Genomic DNA, 16,477 nt, shown 5'->3' on the forward strand with positions numbered 1-16,477 from the left:
TGGCCATATCGGGGCAACGGGAACCCACCCACGAGCGTGAGAATTCCTGTGCCTATGCGGAATCCTCGCAGTGAGCTTGAGAACGTTCCGAGGGCCACGAGGGCAGCGAACGCGCACAGTCGACCGATGCCGGCCCATTGGCGCGTGGCTCTGCAGAGGCACATACGGCCGTACCAGCGATCGACTAAGCCGTGTCTCGACCGTGAGCTCCCCGACTCCCCGTCACACAATGTGTCGCTGCTCGGGAGGTCGCTGCGCGCTGCACGGGCCCACACACGCCAAGAAGAGTGAGCTCCTGCATTCATTCGCGGCTATTTGGCCGTGGAACCTGTCCGCTGGCCGCCCAGAGGGCCTGTGGAGGTCCATAACCAGGTTGGAATCCCGCAGCGCCCTCCGCGGCCGGTCCAGGGCTGAACGTGTCGTCTCAGCACGCTTGGTCAACAGGCCGCGTCCCTTCGACCGTCACGTTCTGAACCGGTCATCGGTTCTTGCGCCGATAATGGGTCCGAAGAGTGATCATCATCCAGATCGCGCCAGCAGTGATGAGCGGTGGCGACTCTAGGGTTTCGCAGGGGCCGCGGCTGGAGGCTCGCGGCCCGGCAGGAGGCAACGGCGCTTGAGAGAGAATGAGCGTACGTACGGGGAGCCGAACGGGCACACAGGCGCAGGGGACGGAGATGTCTGTGAATAGCTCTGCGGCCCGGACTCGAAGTGAGTCCGGGCCGCAGCAGCCAAGCGATCAGATCACCGCGTCAGCGATCAGATCACCGTGCGATCAGTGGGCGAAATCGCCACGATCGTGTTCGTAGGTGAGGCCGACCAGTGTGATGATGCCGAGCACGACGCCGAATGGGAAGATCCACCAGCCCATCGCGATTCCGTAGAAGGCGACAGCGGCAGCACCGGCACAGGCGATGGGCCACCAGCTCCACGGGCTGAACATGCCGTAGTCGGCGTCAGCGTCGGAGATCTCAGCATCGTCGTTGTCCTGGGGCTGACGACCGACTCGGCGATCCGTCATCCACAGGTAGATGCCGATCATTCCGGACATTGCGCCGAGGAGCAGCAGCGCGGGGAACCCGGCCAGCTCCGTGAAGTCGGTGAAGAAGCCGTAGACGATCCCGACGATCACGAAGAACACGGCAGAGAAGAGGAAGACGAAGATCGAAGCTCTCATTTGACTGCGCCTCCTGTCAGCTGCTGCTCATTGGAGTGACCTGCGTATTCGAGCAGCTCAGGATGGTTGAGGTCGAAGGCAGGACGCTCGGAGCGGATCCGCGGCAGCGAGGTGAAGTTGTGACGCGGGGGCGGGCACGAGGTCGCCCATTCCAGCGATCCTCCGTAGCCCCACGGATCGTCGACCGTCACCTTGGGTGCGTTGCGGTGTGTGATCCATACGTTCCAGAAGAACGGCACCATGGACAGACCCAGCAGCAGCGAACCGACTGTCGACACCTGGTTCATCCAGGTGAAGCCGTCCTGCGGCAGGTAGTCGGCGTAACGGCGCGGCATGCCGTCGACACCCAGCCAGTGCTGGACGAGGAAGGTTCCGTGGAAGCCGATGAACAGCATCCAGAAGTGGATGTGCCCGAGCTTCTCGTTGAGCATCTTGCCCGTCCACTTCGGCCACCAGAAGTAGAACCCGGCGAACATCGCGAACACGACTGTGCCGAAGACCACGTAGTGGAAGTGAGCGACGACGAAGTAGGTGTCGGACACCTGCTGGTCGAGTGCGGGGCTGGCGAGGATGACGCCGGTGAGACCACCGAAGAGGAACGTTGCGAGGAAGCCGATCGACCACACGATGGGCGTCTCGAACGTGATCGAGCCTCTCCACATCGTGCCGATCCAGTTGAAGAACTTCACGCCTGTCGGAATCGCGATGAGCATCGTCATGAACGCGAAGAACGGCAGTGCGACAACGCCCGTGACGTACATGTGGTGTGCCCACACGGTCACCGACAGAGCAGCGATGGCGACCGTCGCGAAGACGAGTTCCTTGTAGCCGAAGACGGGCTTGCGGCTGAATACCGGGAAGATCTCGGTGACGATTCCGAAGAACGGCAACGCGATGACGTAGACCTCCGGGTGTCCGAAGAACCAGAACAAGTGCTGCCAGAGTATCGGTCCGCCGTTGCCCGGACTGAACACATGGGAACCGAGGATGCGATCGGAGCCGAGCACCAGCAGCGAAGCAGCCAGAGGCTGGAAGGCCATGAGCACGAGGATGCCGGTGACGAGGACGTTCCAGGTGAAGATCGGCATACGGAACATGGTCATGCCCGGTGCACGCATCGTGATCACAGTGGTGATGAAGTTGACGGAACCGAGGATGGTTCCGAAGCCCTGCAGACCGAGGCCGAGGACCCACAAGTTGCCACCGGCACCCGGTGTGAACGTCGTATTGCTCAATGGCGCATAAGCCGTCCAGCCGAATGATGCCGCACCCTGTGGGGTGAGGAAGCCGGAGAGGGCAACGATGCTGCCGAAGAGGAACATCCAGAAGGCGAAGGCATTCAGGCGTGGGAACGCCACGTCCGGGGCACCGATCTGCAAGGGCATGATGACGTTGGCGAAGCCGGCGAACAGCGGGGTGGCGAACATCAGCAGCATCAGCGTGCCGTGCATGGTGAACAGCTGGTTGTACTGTTCCTTGGTCTCGACGATCTGCATGCCGGGCTCGAAGAGCTCGAGACGGATGATCAGCGCCATCACACCGCCGACGCAGAAGAAGAAGAACGAACCGATGAGGTACATGTACCCGATCGTCTTGTGGTCCGTCGACGTGATCCAGTCGACGATGATCTTGCCCTTGCTCCGTGGAACTACTGGAGCATCAAGAGCCGCCTGATCCATCGTGGCGGTCATTTCTCAGCACCTTCTTTCGGGTACCAGTTGCGATCGTACTCCGGTCCCAGCTGGCCTGTGTTGCCCTGATCGGCAAGCGACTGCGTGTAATCCTGGAATTCTTCCTTGGACACGACTTTGACGTTGAAAAGCATCTCCGAGTGGTACTCGCCGCAAAGCTCGGCACACTTGCCGACGTACTCGCCTTCCTTCTCGGCGCGCAGATGCAGGCTCTGATCGTGACCCGGGATCATATCGCGCTTCTCCAGGAAGGCGGGGACCCAGAAGGAGTGGAGGACGTCGCGCGAATGCAGGCGGATCTCGAGATCGGTGTCGACCGGGAGGTAGAGGACCGGAGCGGTCTTCTCGGGCTCCTCGGTGCCGTCGAGCTCGACCTGCTTGCCGGCGTAGTAGACGTCCTCGGTCTCGTAGTTGAAGTCCCAGGCCCACTGCTTGGCAGCGACCTCGATGACCTGCTCGCCGGGAGTCGTATCATCCGTCGTCTGCTCCATGACCTGGACGTTCTGGAAGAAGAAGCCGAGGACGAGAACGACCGGAGTCACGGTGAAGAGGATTTCGATCGGCATGCTGTAGCGCATCTGCACCGGCAGTCCGCGATCGTTCTTGCGGCGGCGGTAGGCGACCATCGCCCACAGGATGAGACCCCACACGATGAGGCCCACAATGAGGAGGGCGATCCAGCCGCCGTTCCACAGCGCTGTATAGGCATCCGTGTGGTTCGTCGCGCCTTGCGATTCGACGGGAAAAAATCCTGTGGCGATCTGCTCTTTAGTGCAACCCGATAGCAACGCCGGTATCAACACGGCGCTCAGAATGCCGAGCCGCTTCGCCCAGGACCGCTGCGGTCCTGACTGATTCGGAGAATCCACGTGCAGCCTTTCACAACGTTCTGCGTCTCCAGGTCAGGCCGGGAGACGTGTACTTACTCTGTCACCCATAAGACTACCGCTACAAGCGGTAGAAATTCACCTGCGGATGTTCATTTGTTGAGAATATCCTGACAGATGCGGCCCCTAAGCGCGGAATCTAGGTGAGCGGAGTACTCCAAGCCGCCGATCTCCGACACGCCGAGGGTCGCGAGGTGTGATGTCTGCCACTGCGTGTCGATGAGCCAGTCCCCGGTTCCCGCTTCCTCATTCGCCGAGGTGGCCGGACGTGTTCGGCTGACGCCGTCGACGCCGTCGAAGAGTCCGACCAGGTGGGCCAGCGCCGCTTTCGATGCGTCCCGCTGGGTGTGGAACATCGATTCGCCGGCGAAGAGCGATCCGATGGCCACTCCGTAGAGTCCGCCGACGAGTTCGTCGTCGTTCCAGACCTCGACGGAATGAGCCCACCCGTCTTCATGGAGGCCCTGGTAGAGCTCGATCATCTCCTCGGTGATCCAGCTTCCGGTCCTCCGCGGGTCGGCGCAGGAGCGGATGACGTGCCTGAAAGCTCGGTCGGTGGTGAAGGTGAAGTGCTTCATCGACTTGCGCAGGCTCTTCGTCACGCGCAGGTCGCCGGGAAACAGGACGCCGCGGCGCCGTGGAGCCCACCAGCCCATCCGCCCGGTGCCGCCGTGGCCGACTCCCATCGGAAAGAGTCCGGCCCGATACGACAGAAGGACCTGGGCCTGCGTAGCCGTGTACGACACGGCACGCAGATCTTCCAGGTCCATGAGAAGCGTTCCTCCTCAGCCGAAGCTGATCAGTGGAACGAGTCTCCGCAGGCGCAGGATCCGCCGGCGTTGGGGTTGTCGATGGTGAATCCCTGCTTCTCGATGGTGTCGGAGAAGTCGATGGTCGAACCGCTGAGGTAGGGAACGCTCATCCGATCGACGATGACCTCGACGCCGTCGAAGTCGCGCACAGCGTCTCCGTCGAGGAAGCGCTCGTCGAAATAGAGCTGGTAGATCAGTCCGGAGCATCCGCCGGGCTGGACAGCCACGCGCAGGCGCAGGTCATCACGACCTTCCTGTTCCAACAGGCTGCGGACCTTGTCGGCAGCGGTCGACGACAGCTCCACCTCGTGGGTGGCTTCGGCTTTTTCGGTCACAGTCATGGTTACTCCTTTTCGCGTTCCTGTCCCCAGGCTACACCGGGAACAACGCCGATGCCCTGCAGGCTATTCCCTGTTCGTGTCATCCATTGTCGCCGAGGCGCTGCAGCAGCAGGGCTTCGGCGACGATCGCGGCCCTGAAATCGGGCAGGTAAAGCGATTCGTTCGCACTGTGGGCCCGGGCGTCCGGATCTTCGACACCCGTGACGAGGATCGACGCGCCGGGGAAGACCTCGAGCAGATCGGCGATGAAGGGGATCGACCCGCCGATGCCCATCGTCACCGACTCCGTGCCCCAGGCATCGGTGAGCGCCCGGCGGGCGGTCTGGACCACCGGATCGGTCTCATCGGCCTGCCAGGGGCTGCCGCCCTCGGTCTCACCGATGCTCAGCTGCGCACCGAAGGGCAGATGCCCCCGCAGATGCTTCTCGACTGCTTCGACCGCCGAGGCGGGAGTGTCCCCGGGCGCGAGCCGGATGGAGAGCTTCGCCTTCAGTGACGACTGCAGGGTGTTCGACGACACCGCCACATCGGGGATGTCGAGACCGATGACGGTGATCGACGGCTGCGTCCAGAGCCGGGAGGCCAGCGTGCCGACACCGATGAGTTCGGTGTCCGGGAGAACGCCCGAATCGGTTCGCAGAGTCGCTTCGTCGTAGTCGATGGCCGTCTCCGTGTCCGAGCGCAGACCTGCGACCGCGACGGAGCCGTGCTCGTCATGGAGAGTCGCCAGCAGCTTCGTCATGGCGAGCATCGCATCCGGTGCCACTCCCCCGTACATTCCCGAATGCACGGCATGGTCGAGGGTGGAGACCTCGAATTCGACGGCGCACATTCCGCGCAGGCTCGTCGTCAGCGCCGGGGTGCCCGCGGCCCAGTTGCCCGAGTCGGCCACGACGATGACATCGGCACGCAGACGAGCCCGGTACGTTTCGAGAAAATTGCGGAAGCTCGGGCTGCCGGCTTCTTCCTCGCCTTCGAAGAAGAGAGTCACCCCCACACCGAGGCGGTCGGCCAGCAGCCGCAGAGCCGTGAGATGGACCATGATTCCCGCCTTGTCATCGGCGGCCCCGCGGCCGAAGAGGCGGTCGCCCTTGCGGGTGGCGACGAAGGGCTCGGTGGCCCAGTCCTCATCGCGGCCGGGCGGCTGGACGTCGTGATGCGCGTAGAGGAGCACGGTCGGCGCACCTTCGGGGGCCGGGACCGACGCGACGACGGCCGGGTAGCCCGGGGTCCCATCGGGCTGGTCTGCGCTGAGGACGTCGACGTCGAGGCCGAGGTCGCGTGCCAGGCCCGCGACCGCCTCGGCGCTGGCCGTGACATTCGCGGCGTCGAAGCTCGGCCACGCGACGGAGGGGATGGCTACGAGATCCGTGAGATCATGCAGGACCTCATCGAAGATGGTGTCCAATTCGGCATGCAATTGTGCACTGTCAAGTGCTGAAGTCGATTCGCTCATTCTCCAAAGGTAGTATTCATCTCGTGTTCGGAAGCAAAAAATCTCGTGCGGACGACGAAACCTCCGCCTCTCAGCCAGTCCATGACGACCTCTCCGCAGAAGCCGACGCCCGTCGCGAAGCGGAGGCGAAGAAGGGACGGCCCACGCCCAAGCGCAGCCAACAGGAGTCTGCGCGCCGTCAGCCCTTGGTGAACAAGGATCGCAAGGTCGCGAACAAGAAGGCCAAGGAGCAGCAGCGGCAGGATCGTGATCGTGCGCGCATCGGCATGATGAACGGCGAGGAGAAGTACCTCACTCGTCGTGACAAAGGGCCGCAGCGCCGGTACATCCGCGATTACATCGATGCCCGCTTCTCGGTCGGCGAGATCTTCATTCCCGCTGCGATCCTCATCCTCGTCATCGCGTTCACCCAGCCGGTGCAGATCCAGCAGTACTTCACCTACGCGGTCTGGGGCCTCATCGCACTGATCATCCTCGACGGCTTCGTTCTCAACTACATCCTGAAGAACCGACTGCGGGGCAAGTTCGGCGAGGTCGAACGCGGCATCACGTTCTACGCGGTCATGCGCAGCATCCAGCTGCGTCCGCTGCGCATGCCCAAGCCTCAGGTCAAGCGCCGCCAGTACCCCGAGTGAGCAGTCGGCTCGACTCGAGGCCGCGAACGATGCGGCCGGGGAAGAACGGACCGGAATAGATCATCTCCGAATAGACCTGAACCAGATCGGCGCCCGCGGCCACTCGTGCCCGGGCGTCTTTCGCGTCTGCGACTCCCCCGACGGAGATGACGGTCAGACTGTCTCCCACTTCAGTCCTGACCAGGCGGAGGACCTCCAAGGACCGGTCGGCCAGGGGACGGCCCGAGAGCCCGCCGGCCTGGTCCTCTGCGAAATCCGCCTCGGTGCCGGAGAGCACGCCGCGGTCGATCGTCGTATTCGTCGTGATGAGGCCGTCGACCCCTGTGCGCAGTGCGAGGGCGCAGATCTCCGCAACATCCTCGTCAGCCAGGTCCGGGGCGATCTTGACCAGCAGGGGCACGTGTCCCAGCGTCGACCGCGGGGTCTCCACCACCTCGGCGGCGGTGTCACGGACTGCGGTGATGATCGGCTCCAGGCTGCCCACGGACTGCAGATCCCGCAGACCGGGCGTGTTCGGTGAGCTGACATTGATGACGAGGTAGTCGGCCAGTGGGGCCAGGGCCCGGGTCGAGGCAGCGTAGTCGGCCACCGCGTCGGCCGCCTCGACGACCTTCGTCTTGCCGATGTTGATGCCCACGATCGGGCGCAGGCGCTGCGGGAGGGCATCGATCTTCCTGCGTTCGGCGGCGATGTTGAACGATGCCTGCCGCGCTCCGTCGTTGTTGAATCCCATGCGATTGAGCAGGGCGAGGTTCTCCCGCAGGCGGAACAGCCGCGGGCGATCATTGCCCGGCTGAGCATGGGCGGTGATCGTTCCGACCTCGATATGGCCGAAGCCCAGCGAGGACAGGGCCCGGACACCGATGCCGTTCTTGTCGAACCCTGCGGCCAGGCCGACGCGATTGGCGAAGGGCAGACCCATCACCTCAGTCGGCCGGACGGTGCCGCGGGCGCAGACGAAGCGGAGCAGCCGCCCGAGCAGCGGAAAGGAGTCGAGGAGGCGCAGAGCGGAGAAGGAGAGGTGATGGGCCCGTTCGGCATCCATCGGAACGAAGAGGAGTCTGAAGATCAATGAGTACACGCACCCAGAATATGTCAGAGTTCCTCATCGCTTCAGCGAGCGGTCCCGTCACCGCTTCAGCACGTGGACGTATTAGGCATTAGGATCGAATCAACGTTCAAAGACGACTGAAAGGGAACTCATGGCTGGTGCATCCACCCTCAGCAGCTACTCCACGACCTCACCGGTGAAGGCCACCGCCTCCGTGCTGGTGCTGGCGGCAGCGGACTCGAAGGTCCTCGGCCTCGAAGGCGCGAAGGCGGCACGGACCGCCCTCGACGACGCGGCCGCAGCCATCGGGTTCAGCGGCAAGGCCGGGTCCACCGCTCGAGTTCCCGCTCCGAAGGGTGTCACCGCCGACTCCGTCCTGCTGGTGGGCCTCGGCGACTTCGACCCCAGCGACTCCGATATCGCCGCGACGACCGAAGCACTGCGTCGAGGCGCCGGCTCGGCTCTGCGGGCCCTGGACGGAGTCGACTCGATCGCTCTGGCGCTGCCGACTGCCACTCCGGCCGAGGTCGAGGCCGTCGCCGTGGGCGCCGGACTCGGAGCCTACCGGTTCCTCGACTACCGCAGCGAAGGCACAACCCCGGGTGAGATCACTGTCATCGGTCCCAAGGGCAAGACCTTCTCCGCCGCCCATGATGCCGGTGCGGTCATCGCGGCCGCGACGAACAGGGCACGCGACCTCGTCAACACTCCCCCGCTGGATCTCTACCCCGAGTCCTACGCCGAGATCGTCAAGGACCAGGCCAAGGACCGCAAGCTCAAGGTCACCGTCCTCGGTGACAAGGAGCTCAAGGCCGGAGGCTACGGCGGAATCATCGGCGTCGGTCAGGGTTCGACTCGCGGGCCTCGTCTCGTCAAGGTCGAATACGCACCGCGCGGTGCCAAGCGCCATCTCAGCTTCGTCGGCAAGGGCATCACCTTCGACTCCGGCGGAATCTCGCTCAAGCCCGCGAAGAGCATGGAGGATATGAAGTCCGATATGGCCGGTTCCGCAGCCGTCGTGCAGGCGCTCTTCGGCATCGCCGACCTCAAGCTGCCGGTCCGCGTCACCGCTTGGCTGCCGATGGCCGAGAACATGCCCGGATCGTCGGCGCAGCGTCCCAGCGATGTGCTGAAGATGCGCAGCGGCAAGACCGTCGAGGTCACGAACACCGATGCCGAAGGGCGGCTCGTCCTCGCCGACGCGCTCACCGACGCCGGTGCGGAGAATCCCGACCTGCTCATCGATGTGGCCACTCTCACCGGTGCACAGATCGTGGCACTCGGCGAACGCACCTCCGGTGTCATGGGCGCCGAGGCAGCACGAGCAGAGGTCATCGCCTCCGCATCCGTGGCCGGTGAACAGATGTGGGCGATGCCGATCCCCGAGGAGATGCTGTCCGGGTTCGACTCCACCGCCGCCGATCTCACGAACTCCGGACCGCGCCCCGGCGGCATGCTCGCCGCAGCCGCGTTCCTGCGTGAGTTCGTCGACGAGGATGCGAACTGGGCGCATATCGATATCGCCGGACCGAGCTTCAACGGGTCCGCACCCTTCGGCTACACGCCGAAGGCCGCGACCGGAGCCGCGGTGCGCACCCTCATCGAAATCGCGAAGGCGAAGGCCTGAGCACAGTGGTTCTACACGCTGTCGAGGTGGACGTGACGATGCCCACCTGTGTCCAATCAGACAGCGTTTTTCTTCGCCGCGCGCGAGAAAAGTGGAAAGATAAGACTGAAAGCTGCGTACCGCAGGCTTATTCACAGCTACGAGGAGAAATCCGTGAGTGACGAATTGACCTACGACCTTGTCGTTCTGGGAGGCGGAACCGGTGGCTATGCCGCTGCTCTGCGAGCCGCAGAGCTCGACATGAAGGTCGCTTTGATCGAACGCGACAAGGTAGGAGGCACCTGCCTGCACCGCGGCTGCGTGCCGACGAAGGCTCTTCTGCATGCCGCAGAGGTCGCCGAGACCGCTAAGAACTCCGAGACCTTCGGCATCGAAGCCGAGTTCAAGGGGATCGACATCGCCAAGGTGCTCGAGTACAAGGACGGGGTCATCACCCGCAACTACAAGGGCCTGCAGGGTCTGGTCAAGGCTCGCGGAATCGACACCTACTTCGGCACCGGCAAGCTCGTCGGCAAGGACACCGTCGAGGTCGCCGGTGAAGACGGCAACCACACCGTCAAGGGAACGAACGTTCTGCTCTCGACCGGTTCGACGTCGAAGACCATCGGTCTCGAGGTCACCGACCGCGTGATCACGAGCACCGAAGCTCTGGAACTCGACAAGGTTCCGAGTTCGGCCATCGTGCTCGGCGGCGGCGTCATCGGCGTCGAGTTCGCCAGCGTCTGGAACTCCTTCGGCGCCGACGTCACGATTGTCGAAGGTCTCAAGCACCTCGTGGCCAACGAGGACGAGACCATCTCGAAGAACCTCGAGCGCGCGTTCAAGAAGCGCAAGATCAAGTTCAAGCTCGGTGTCATGTTCAAGGGCGTCGAAGAGACCGCGGACGGTGTCAAGGTCACCCTCGAAGACGGTTCCACGCTCGAAGCGGAGTACCTCCTCGTGGCCGTCGGCCGCGGCCCGGTCACCGAGGGCTTCGGATTCGAAGAGCAGGGCATCCCGATGGATCGCGGATTCGTCCTGGCCAACGAACGTCTCCACACCGGCGTCGGCAACATCTACGCCTGCGGCGATATCGTCCCCGGCCTCCAGCTGGCCCACCGGGCCTTCGGCCAGGGCATCTTCATCGCCGAGGAGATCGCCGGTATGGCGCCGGTGCCCGTACTCGAGTCGGGTATCCCGCGCGTGACCTACTGCGAGCCGGAGATCTTCTCGGTCGGACTCTCCTCTGCTCAGGCCGAAGAGAAGTACGGTGCGGACAAGGTCGAATCGCTCGAGTACAACCTCGGCGGCAACGGAAAGTCCGTGATCCTGAACACGACAGGTCTGATCAAGGTCGTCCGCGAAAAGGACGGTCCGGTCGTGGGCGTGCACGGAATCGGCGCGCGTCTGTCCGAGCAGGCCGGTGAAGCTCAGCTCATCGTCAATTGGGAAGCATTCCCCGAGGAAGTCGCGCAGCTCATCCACGCGCACCCGACGCAGAACGAAGCAATCGGCGAGGCCCACCTGGCCCTGGCCGGCAAACCCCTGCACTTCCACTCATAAGATCCGAGGAGACGAATACTCATGTCGAATTCCGTTCAGATGCCGGCTCTCGGAGAGTCGGTCACCGAGGGCACTGTCACTCGCTGGCTCAAGGAAGTGGGCGAAGAAGTCGAGGTAGACGAGCCGTTGCTCGAGGTGTCGACCGACAAGGTCGACACTGAGATCCCCAGCCCGTACGCGGGAACCCTCGAGAAGATCCTGGCCGAAGAAGATGACGTGGTCGAGGTCGGCGGCGACCTCGCCTACATCGGCGACGGCAGCGGAGCTTCCTCCGACGACGAAGCTCCTGCCGAAGAGGAAGCCGCCGAGGAGCCTGCGGAGGCCCCGGCCGAAGAAGCTCCGGCCGAGGAGGCGCCCAAGGAAGAGGCTGCACCTGCATCAGAAGAGGCCTCAGCGGAGGAATCCGCTCCGGCCGCGTCGGATTCCGATTCGTCCGAGGGCACCGAGATCACGATGCCCGCACTCGGCGAATCCGTCACCGAAGGCACCGTGACCCGCTGGCTCAAGGAAGTCGGTGAAGAGGTCGAGGTCGACGAACCCCTCCTCGAGGTCTCGACCGACAAGGTCGACACCGAGGTTCCCTCCCCCGTCGCCGGAGTCGTTCAGGCTCACCTGGCGGAAGAGGACGACACCGTCGAGGTGGGCGCTCCGCTGGCGCGCATCGGTTCCGGTGCTCCGGCCGAGTCCGCACCGGCTGAGGAAGCTCCTCAGGAAGAGGCTCCCGCCGAGGAGGAGCCGAAGCAGGAGGCCCCCGCCGAGGAGGCTCCCAAGCAGGAGGCGAAGCAGGAGGCCCCGAAGCAGGAGGCTCCCGCTGAGGAAGAGTCGAAGCAGGAGGCTCCCAAGCAGGAGTCGGCTCCCAAGTCGGCATCGACCGCATCGGCTCAGTCCGCTTCGGCCGCTCAGGCCGAAGAGCCTGTGGAGGCTGCGTCTCAGGCACCTGCCGCTGCCGACACCGTGGGCGAGAACGCCGCCTACGTCACTCCCCTTGTGCGCCGTCTGGCTCGCGAGAAGGGCGTCGACCTCTCGACGGTCACCGGCACCGGAGTGGGCGGTCGTATCCGCAAACAGGATGTCGAGACGGCTGCGAAGAACGGCCCGGCAGCCGCACCGACTGCTGACTCCGCCGCGCCCGCCGGAGCCTCCAAGGCTCCTTTCAAGGTCGAGATTCCCGAGGAGGTCGCGAAGCTGCGCGGCACCACGGAGAAGGCTTCGCGTATCCGGCAGACCATTGCCAAGCGCATGAGCGAGTCCCTCGATGTCTCCGCTCAGCTCACGCAGGTCATCGAAGTCGACATGTCCCGCATCGTCAGACTGCGCAAGGCCAACAAGGAAGCGTTCCAGGCCAAGCACGGTTCGAAGCTGACGTACCTGCCGTTCTTCGCGAAGGCCGTCGTCGAGGCGCTGCAGGTGCACCCGAAGGTCAACGCCCAGTACGATCTCGAAACGCAGCAGATCACCTACTTCGATCAGGAACACCTGGCCGTCGCGGTGGACACGCCGCGCGGACTGCTCGTGCCCGTGATCAAGGAGGCCGGCGACCTCAGCGTCGCAGGTCTGTCCAAGGCCATCGACGATGTCGCTGACCGGACACGCAACAACAAGATCATGCCGGACGAGCTCGCGGGCGGAACCTTCACGGTGACCAACATCGGTTCCGTCGGGGCGCTGTTCGATACGCCGATCATCAACCAGCCGCAGATGGGGATCCTCGGCACGGGCGCGATCGTCCGTCGTCCCATCGCCGTGCAGACGGCTGATGGTGATGAGGCGATCGCCATCCGTGACATGGTGTACCTGCCGTTGACCTACAACCACCAGCTGGTCGACGGTGCGGATGCGGGACGCTTCCTGCAGACCATCAAGGCACGTCTGGAAGAGGGCAACTTCGAGGCAGATCTCGACCTCTGAGCCTGACTCTTCTGCACACCTGTCGAGGGGCCGACCATTCTTGGTCGGCCCCTCGGGTCATTCACGGCGCGCCGATCTCCCGGACCTCTGCGACCAGCCATGCGTCCTCGACCTTCCGCAGTTCGAACTCGACCGTCTGCGCGGCGAACTCCTGCAGCGCGGCGCCTCTGCCCGCACTAGAACGCATGAGCGCCGAGGCGACGACACGGTCGTTATCGGCTGCGACGATCTTGACGTCCTTGACATCGATCGAATAGTCGGAGCCGCTGAACGCTGAAGGATCGATGAGCTCATCGGCTGCGGCGGCAGCTGAATCGGGCACCGACAGCGCCCGCAGAGCAGCCGCATCGCCGTCGCTGAGGGCCCGGGCCCGAGACTCACACAGATCGTCGAGAACGCTGGTGACCTCGCGCACGCCGAGGGAAGCCGTCTGTTCGACTGAGGATTCTGCTCCCCCGCCGGACGCGACGTCCTCTCCGCTCACGGCCGCAGTGTTCGACCACGCGGTCCAGACGACCACACCGCCGAGCAGCGTCAGGCATACGGCAGCACCGACCAGCAGGGTGCGGCGACCGACCCTGCTCGGCGGTGCCGCCGTGCGCAGTCGGGTCCACAGAGCCTCCACGGAATGCAGCACGGGCGTCAGCAGACTGCTTCGGGCAGCCGGGCGCCTCCGTTCCGGTCTCGACCGCCGCGAACTCTTCGCACCCGCGCGCAGCGGAGACACGCCTCCAGCACGCAGCGGCGGAGCGGGTGATCCGTGCTGTTGGGTGGCCTCCTGACCGCAGGCGCGGTCCGGGTGATGTCCAGAGGCCGCGCGCAGACGTGCGGTGAGCGCCGATTCGGGTGCTGTCTCACTCTCGGCGGGCACAAGCGGAAGCGCAGCGGGACGGTCGAGGGTACGCAGGGAATCGGCCGCCTCGGCGAGGGCGGAATCCAGTCCGAAATCGGATGAGGAGTCGTCCATGAGATCGGCGACGAGCGACCGCAGGGCCGACGATGATTCGGCCAGCGCGAGATTGATCGGCAGCAGGACCTCGGCCCACGGCCGACCGCAGACGGCGTGGTAGATCATCTCTCCCACGGCTCGCCGCGGCGTCGTCGCCGTGGTCGTGGACACACCGGGGATGATCACCGGCTTCCCATCGGCATCGAGGGCGAACGCGGACAGAGTGAGCCGTTCCTCGGGGTGCGTGCACGTGAGCAGTTCGTCGATGATGCCCAGGAACAGCGTGCACAGTTCGGCCTCGGTCACTCCCTGATAGGCGCGGACGACATCGAGGACGAGCCCGCCGGGCGGAGCGGGGACGATGAGCACGGAACGGGCGCCGTTCGGCAGAGCCACCTCGGTGAGGGCGAGGACACGGGGATCCTCGGCATCGAGTCCTCGGTGCACGACGCCCCACGCACCGCGACCATCGGAACCGAGTACACGGTGAATATCGTCGGCGATCGTTGCCTGGAACTCCCATGTCATGTTTCGTCATCTCCATTGATGATGTTCACTGCCGTTTGATGACTTTTAATATTGCTCGCTGTGGTGGTTATGTGTCAAGGGCCACAGCCTCGGCAGCGACCTGCAGAGGTGATTGGGAACAAATTGAACACTGGGGACAAGAGTCATAGTGTGGAGCCATGCCCCTGGCCACAGAAACGCTCGGGTTCGCTCCGGTCCTCTCGGACTATCGGCAGACTTGGGAATTGCAGAAGACATACCACGACGAAGTGCTCGCAGGTCACCGTGATTCGACGATCCTGCTCCTCGAGCATTCCCCGGTCTATACGGCCGGCAAGCGCACCGAGGACCACGAGCGGCCGACCGACGGCACCGAAGTCATCGACGTCGACCGCGGCGGAAAGATCACCTGGCACGGTCCCGGGCAGCTGGTCGCGTACTGCATCTACAGGCTCAACGACCCCAAAGAGGTCCGGCTCTTCGTGTCTCAGCTCGAAGACGCAATGATCAGGCTGCTCGCCGAATACGACATCGAGGCCACCACGATCGAGGGCCGAGCGGGAGTCTGGCTGCGAGGCGACGGACTCCGTCGTGACCGCAAGATCGGCGCCATCGGCATCCGCATCCACGAAGGCGTGACGATGCACGGCCTGGCCCTCAACTGCAGCAACGAACTCGCTGCGTACGAGTCGATCATCCCCTGCGGAATCACCGACGCCGACACCACCTCCATCAGTGCCGAACTCGGTCGCACGGTCACTCCCGAGGATGTGGCACGACGACTCGACGAAATCCTGCACGAGACCATCACCGCATAGGAGAACTCAGATGACGATCGCACCGGAAGGCCGCCGCATGCTCCGCGTCGAGGCCCGCAACTCCGAGACTCCCATCGAGGACAAGCCCGCCTGGATCAAGGCGAAGGCCCACATCGGTCCCGAGTACACCGCGCTGAAGTCGCTCGTGCGCAAGCAGGAGCTGCACACGGTGTGCGAAGAAGCAGGCTGCCCGAACATCTTCGAATGCTGGGAAGATCGCGAAGCGACCTTCCTCATCGGCGGCGAACAGTGCACCCGACGCTGTGACTTCTGCCAGATCGACACCGGCCGGCCGGCTGAATTCGACGCCGACGAACCGCGCCGCGTGGCCGCCTCGGTGGCGGAGATGGGTCTGCGCTACTCGACGATCACCGGCGTGGCCCGTGACGACCTCGAAGACGGCGGCGCTTGGCTCTACGCCGAGACCGTGCGCCAGATCCACGAACTCTCATATGTCGACGGGCGCGGCACCGGCGTCGAGCTGCTCATCCCCGATTTCAATGCCAAGCCGGATCAGCTCGCCGAGGTGTTCTCCTCCCGCCCCGAGGTGCTCGCCCACAATGTCGAAACGGTTCCGCGCATCTTCAAGCGGATCCGTCCCGCGTTCCGATACGAACGCTCGCTGTCGGTGATCACTCAGGCCCGCGAAGCCGGACTGGTGACCAAATCGAACCTCATCCTCGGCATGGGTGAGACGAACGACGAGATCATCTCCGCACTGCAGGACCTGCACGATGCCGGATGCGACCTCATCACGATCACGCAGTATCTGCGTCCTTCACCCAGGCACCACCCCGTCACTCGCTGGGTCAAACCGGCTGATTTCGTGATGCTGCGCGATGCCGCTGAGGAGATCGGCTTCCTCGGTGTCATGTCGGGCCCGCTCGTGCGCTCGTCCTACCGGGCCGGTCGCCTGTGGGCCACCGCCATGCGCCGCCGCGGCGAGGAGATTCCTTCGCATCTGGCGCACCTGGACAGGCACACGCCTGCCAAACAGGAGGCGCAGGCCGTTGTGGATACCTTCGGACCCGGCGAAGAGGTAGACTTGACTGCTGAGCAATGAGCGTCGGCCTCCC

General features: G+C 64.2%; 14 protein-coding genes. 6 read left to right on the forward strand and 8 right to left on the reverse strand.

The genetic code is table 11. The features are described 5' to 3' along the window. Positions 1–775: 775 nt before the first annotated feature. From FHG09_RS04375 to FHG09_RS04400, 6 genes are all read right to left on the reverse strand, one after another. Positions 776–1,177 (reverse strand): cytochrome c oxidase subunit 4, encoded by a 402-nt coding sequence (locus FHG09_RS04375; RefSeq protein WP_152346481.1) that lies wholly within the window; start codon positions 1,175–1,177, stop codon positions 776–778. Then, positions 1,174–2,868, reverse strand: a complete 1,695-nt coding sequence (gene ctaD / locus FHG09_RS04380; RefSeq protein ID WP_152346482.1) for a cytochrome c oxidase subunit I — start codon at positions 2,866–2,868, stop codon at positions 1,174–1,176. Before ctaD ends, FHG09_RS04375 begins: the two co-directional genes overlap by 4 nt. Next, positions 2,865–3,737 (reverse strand): cytochrome c oxidase subunit II, encoded by an 873-nt coding sequence (gene coxB / locus FHG09_RS04385; protein ID WP_152346483.1) that lies wholly within the window; start codon positions 3,735–3,737, stop codon positions 2,865–2,867. The genes ctaD and coxB overlap by 4 nt, the downstream gene beginning before the upstream one ends. A gap of 110 nt (positions 3,738–3,847) precedes the next feature. Next, entirely contained in the window at positions 3,848–4,525 is a 678-nt protein-coding gene (gene aat / locus FHG09_RS04390) for a leucyl/phenylalanyl-tRNA--protein transferase (RefSeq protein WP_152346484.1), read from the reverse strand. A gap of 29 nt (positions 4,526–4,554) precedes the next feature. Beyond that, positions 4,555–4,908, reverse strand: a complete 354-nt coding sequence (locus FHG09_RS04395; protein ID WP_025778316.1) for a HesB/IscA family protein — start codon at positions 4,906–4,908, stop codon at positions 4,555–4,557. Positions 4,909–4,987: 79 nt separating this feature from the next. Next, positions 4,988–6,364: a dipeptidase gene (locus tag FHG09_RS04400; protein ID WP_152346485.1), complete on the reverse strand. Its 1,377-nt coding sequence runs from the start codon at positions 6,362–6,364 to the stop codon at positions 4,988–4,990. Between the two features lie 23 nt (positions 6,365–6,387). Between FHG09_RS04400 and FHG09_RS04405 the strand changes: the two genes are divergently transcribed. Next, a complete protein-coding gene (locus FHG09_RS04405; protein WP_152346486.1) occupies positions 6,388–6,999 on the forward strand; it encodes a DUF3043 domain-containing protein in 612 nt (203 codons plus the stop codon). Here the strand turns inward: FHG09_RS04405 and FHG09_RS04410 are convergent. Beyond that, positions 6,974–8,080: a quinone-dependent dihydroorotate dehydrogenase gene (locus tag FHG09_RS04410; RefSeq protein WP_152346487.1), complete on the reverse strand. Its 1,107-nt coding sequence runs from the start codon at positions 8,078–8,080 to the stop codon at positions 6,974–6,976. The genes FHG09_RS04405 and FHG09_RS04410 overlap by 26 nt on opposite strands. A 121-nt stretch (positions 8,081–8,201) precedes the next feature. Between FHG09_RS04410 and FHG09_RS04415 the strand changes: the two genes are divergently transcribed. The 3 genes from FHG09_RS04415 (at position 8,202) to sucB (ending at position 13,127) form a co-directional block, all read left to right on the forward strand. Then, complete coding sequence (locus FHG09_RS04415) at positions 8,202–9,677, forward strand: leucyl aminopeptidase (protein ID WP_152346488.1); 1,476 nt, start codon at positions 8,202–8,204, stop codon at positions 9,675–9,677. Between the two features lie 153 nt (positions 9,678–9,830). Next, a complete protein-coding gene (gene lpdA, locus FHG09_RS04420) occupies positions 9,831–11,219 on the forward strand; it encodes a dihydrolipoyl dehydrogenase (protein WP_152346489.1) in 1,389 nt (462 codons plus the stop codon). Between the two features lie 21 nt (positions 11,220–11,240). Further along, positions 11,241–13,127 (forward strand): 2-oxoglutarate dehydrogenase, E2 component, dihydrolipoamide succinyltransferase, encoded by a 1,887-nt coding sequence (gene sucB, locus FHG09_RS04425; protein ID WP_152346490.1) that lies wholly within the window; start codon positions 11,241–11,243, stop codon positions 13,125–13,127. A gap of 61 nt (positions 13,128–13,188) precedes the next feature. On the opposite strand, the gene FHG09_RS04430 is transcribed toward sucB, so the two are convergent. Then, entirely contained in the window at positions 13,189–14,604 is a 1,416-nt protein-coding gene (locus FHG09_RS04430) for a hypothetical protein (RefSeq protein WP_152346491.1), read from the reverse strand. 158 nt (positions 14,605–14,762) lie between these two features. Between FHG09_RS04430 and lipB the strand changes: the two genes are divergently transcribed. Next, the gene (lipB, locus tag FHG09_RS04435; protein WP_152346492.1) at positions 14,763–15,401 is read left to right on the forward strand and encodes a lipoyl(octanoyl) transferase LipB; all 639 of its coding nucleotides are present in this window, start codon (positions 14,763–14,765) and stop codon (positions 15,399–15,401) included. Between the two features lie 10 nt (positions 15,402–15,411). Then, entirely contained in the window at positions 15,412–16,464 is a 1,053-nt protein-coding gene (gene lipA / locus FHG09_RS04440; protein WP_152346493.1) for a lipoyl synthase, read from the forward strand. Positions 16,465–16,477: the final 13 nt, after the last annotated feature.

Origin of the sequence: Brevibacterium sp. CFH 10365, from assembly GCF_009299785.1 — a bacterium.
Classification (GTDB): Bacteria; Actinomycetota; Actinomycetes; order Actinomycetales; family Brevibacteriaceae; genus Brevibacterium; species Brevibacterium limosum.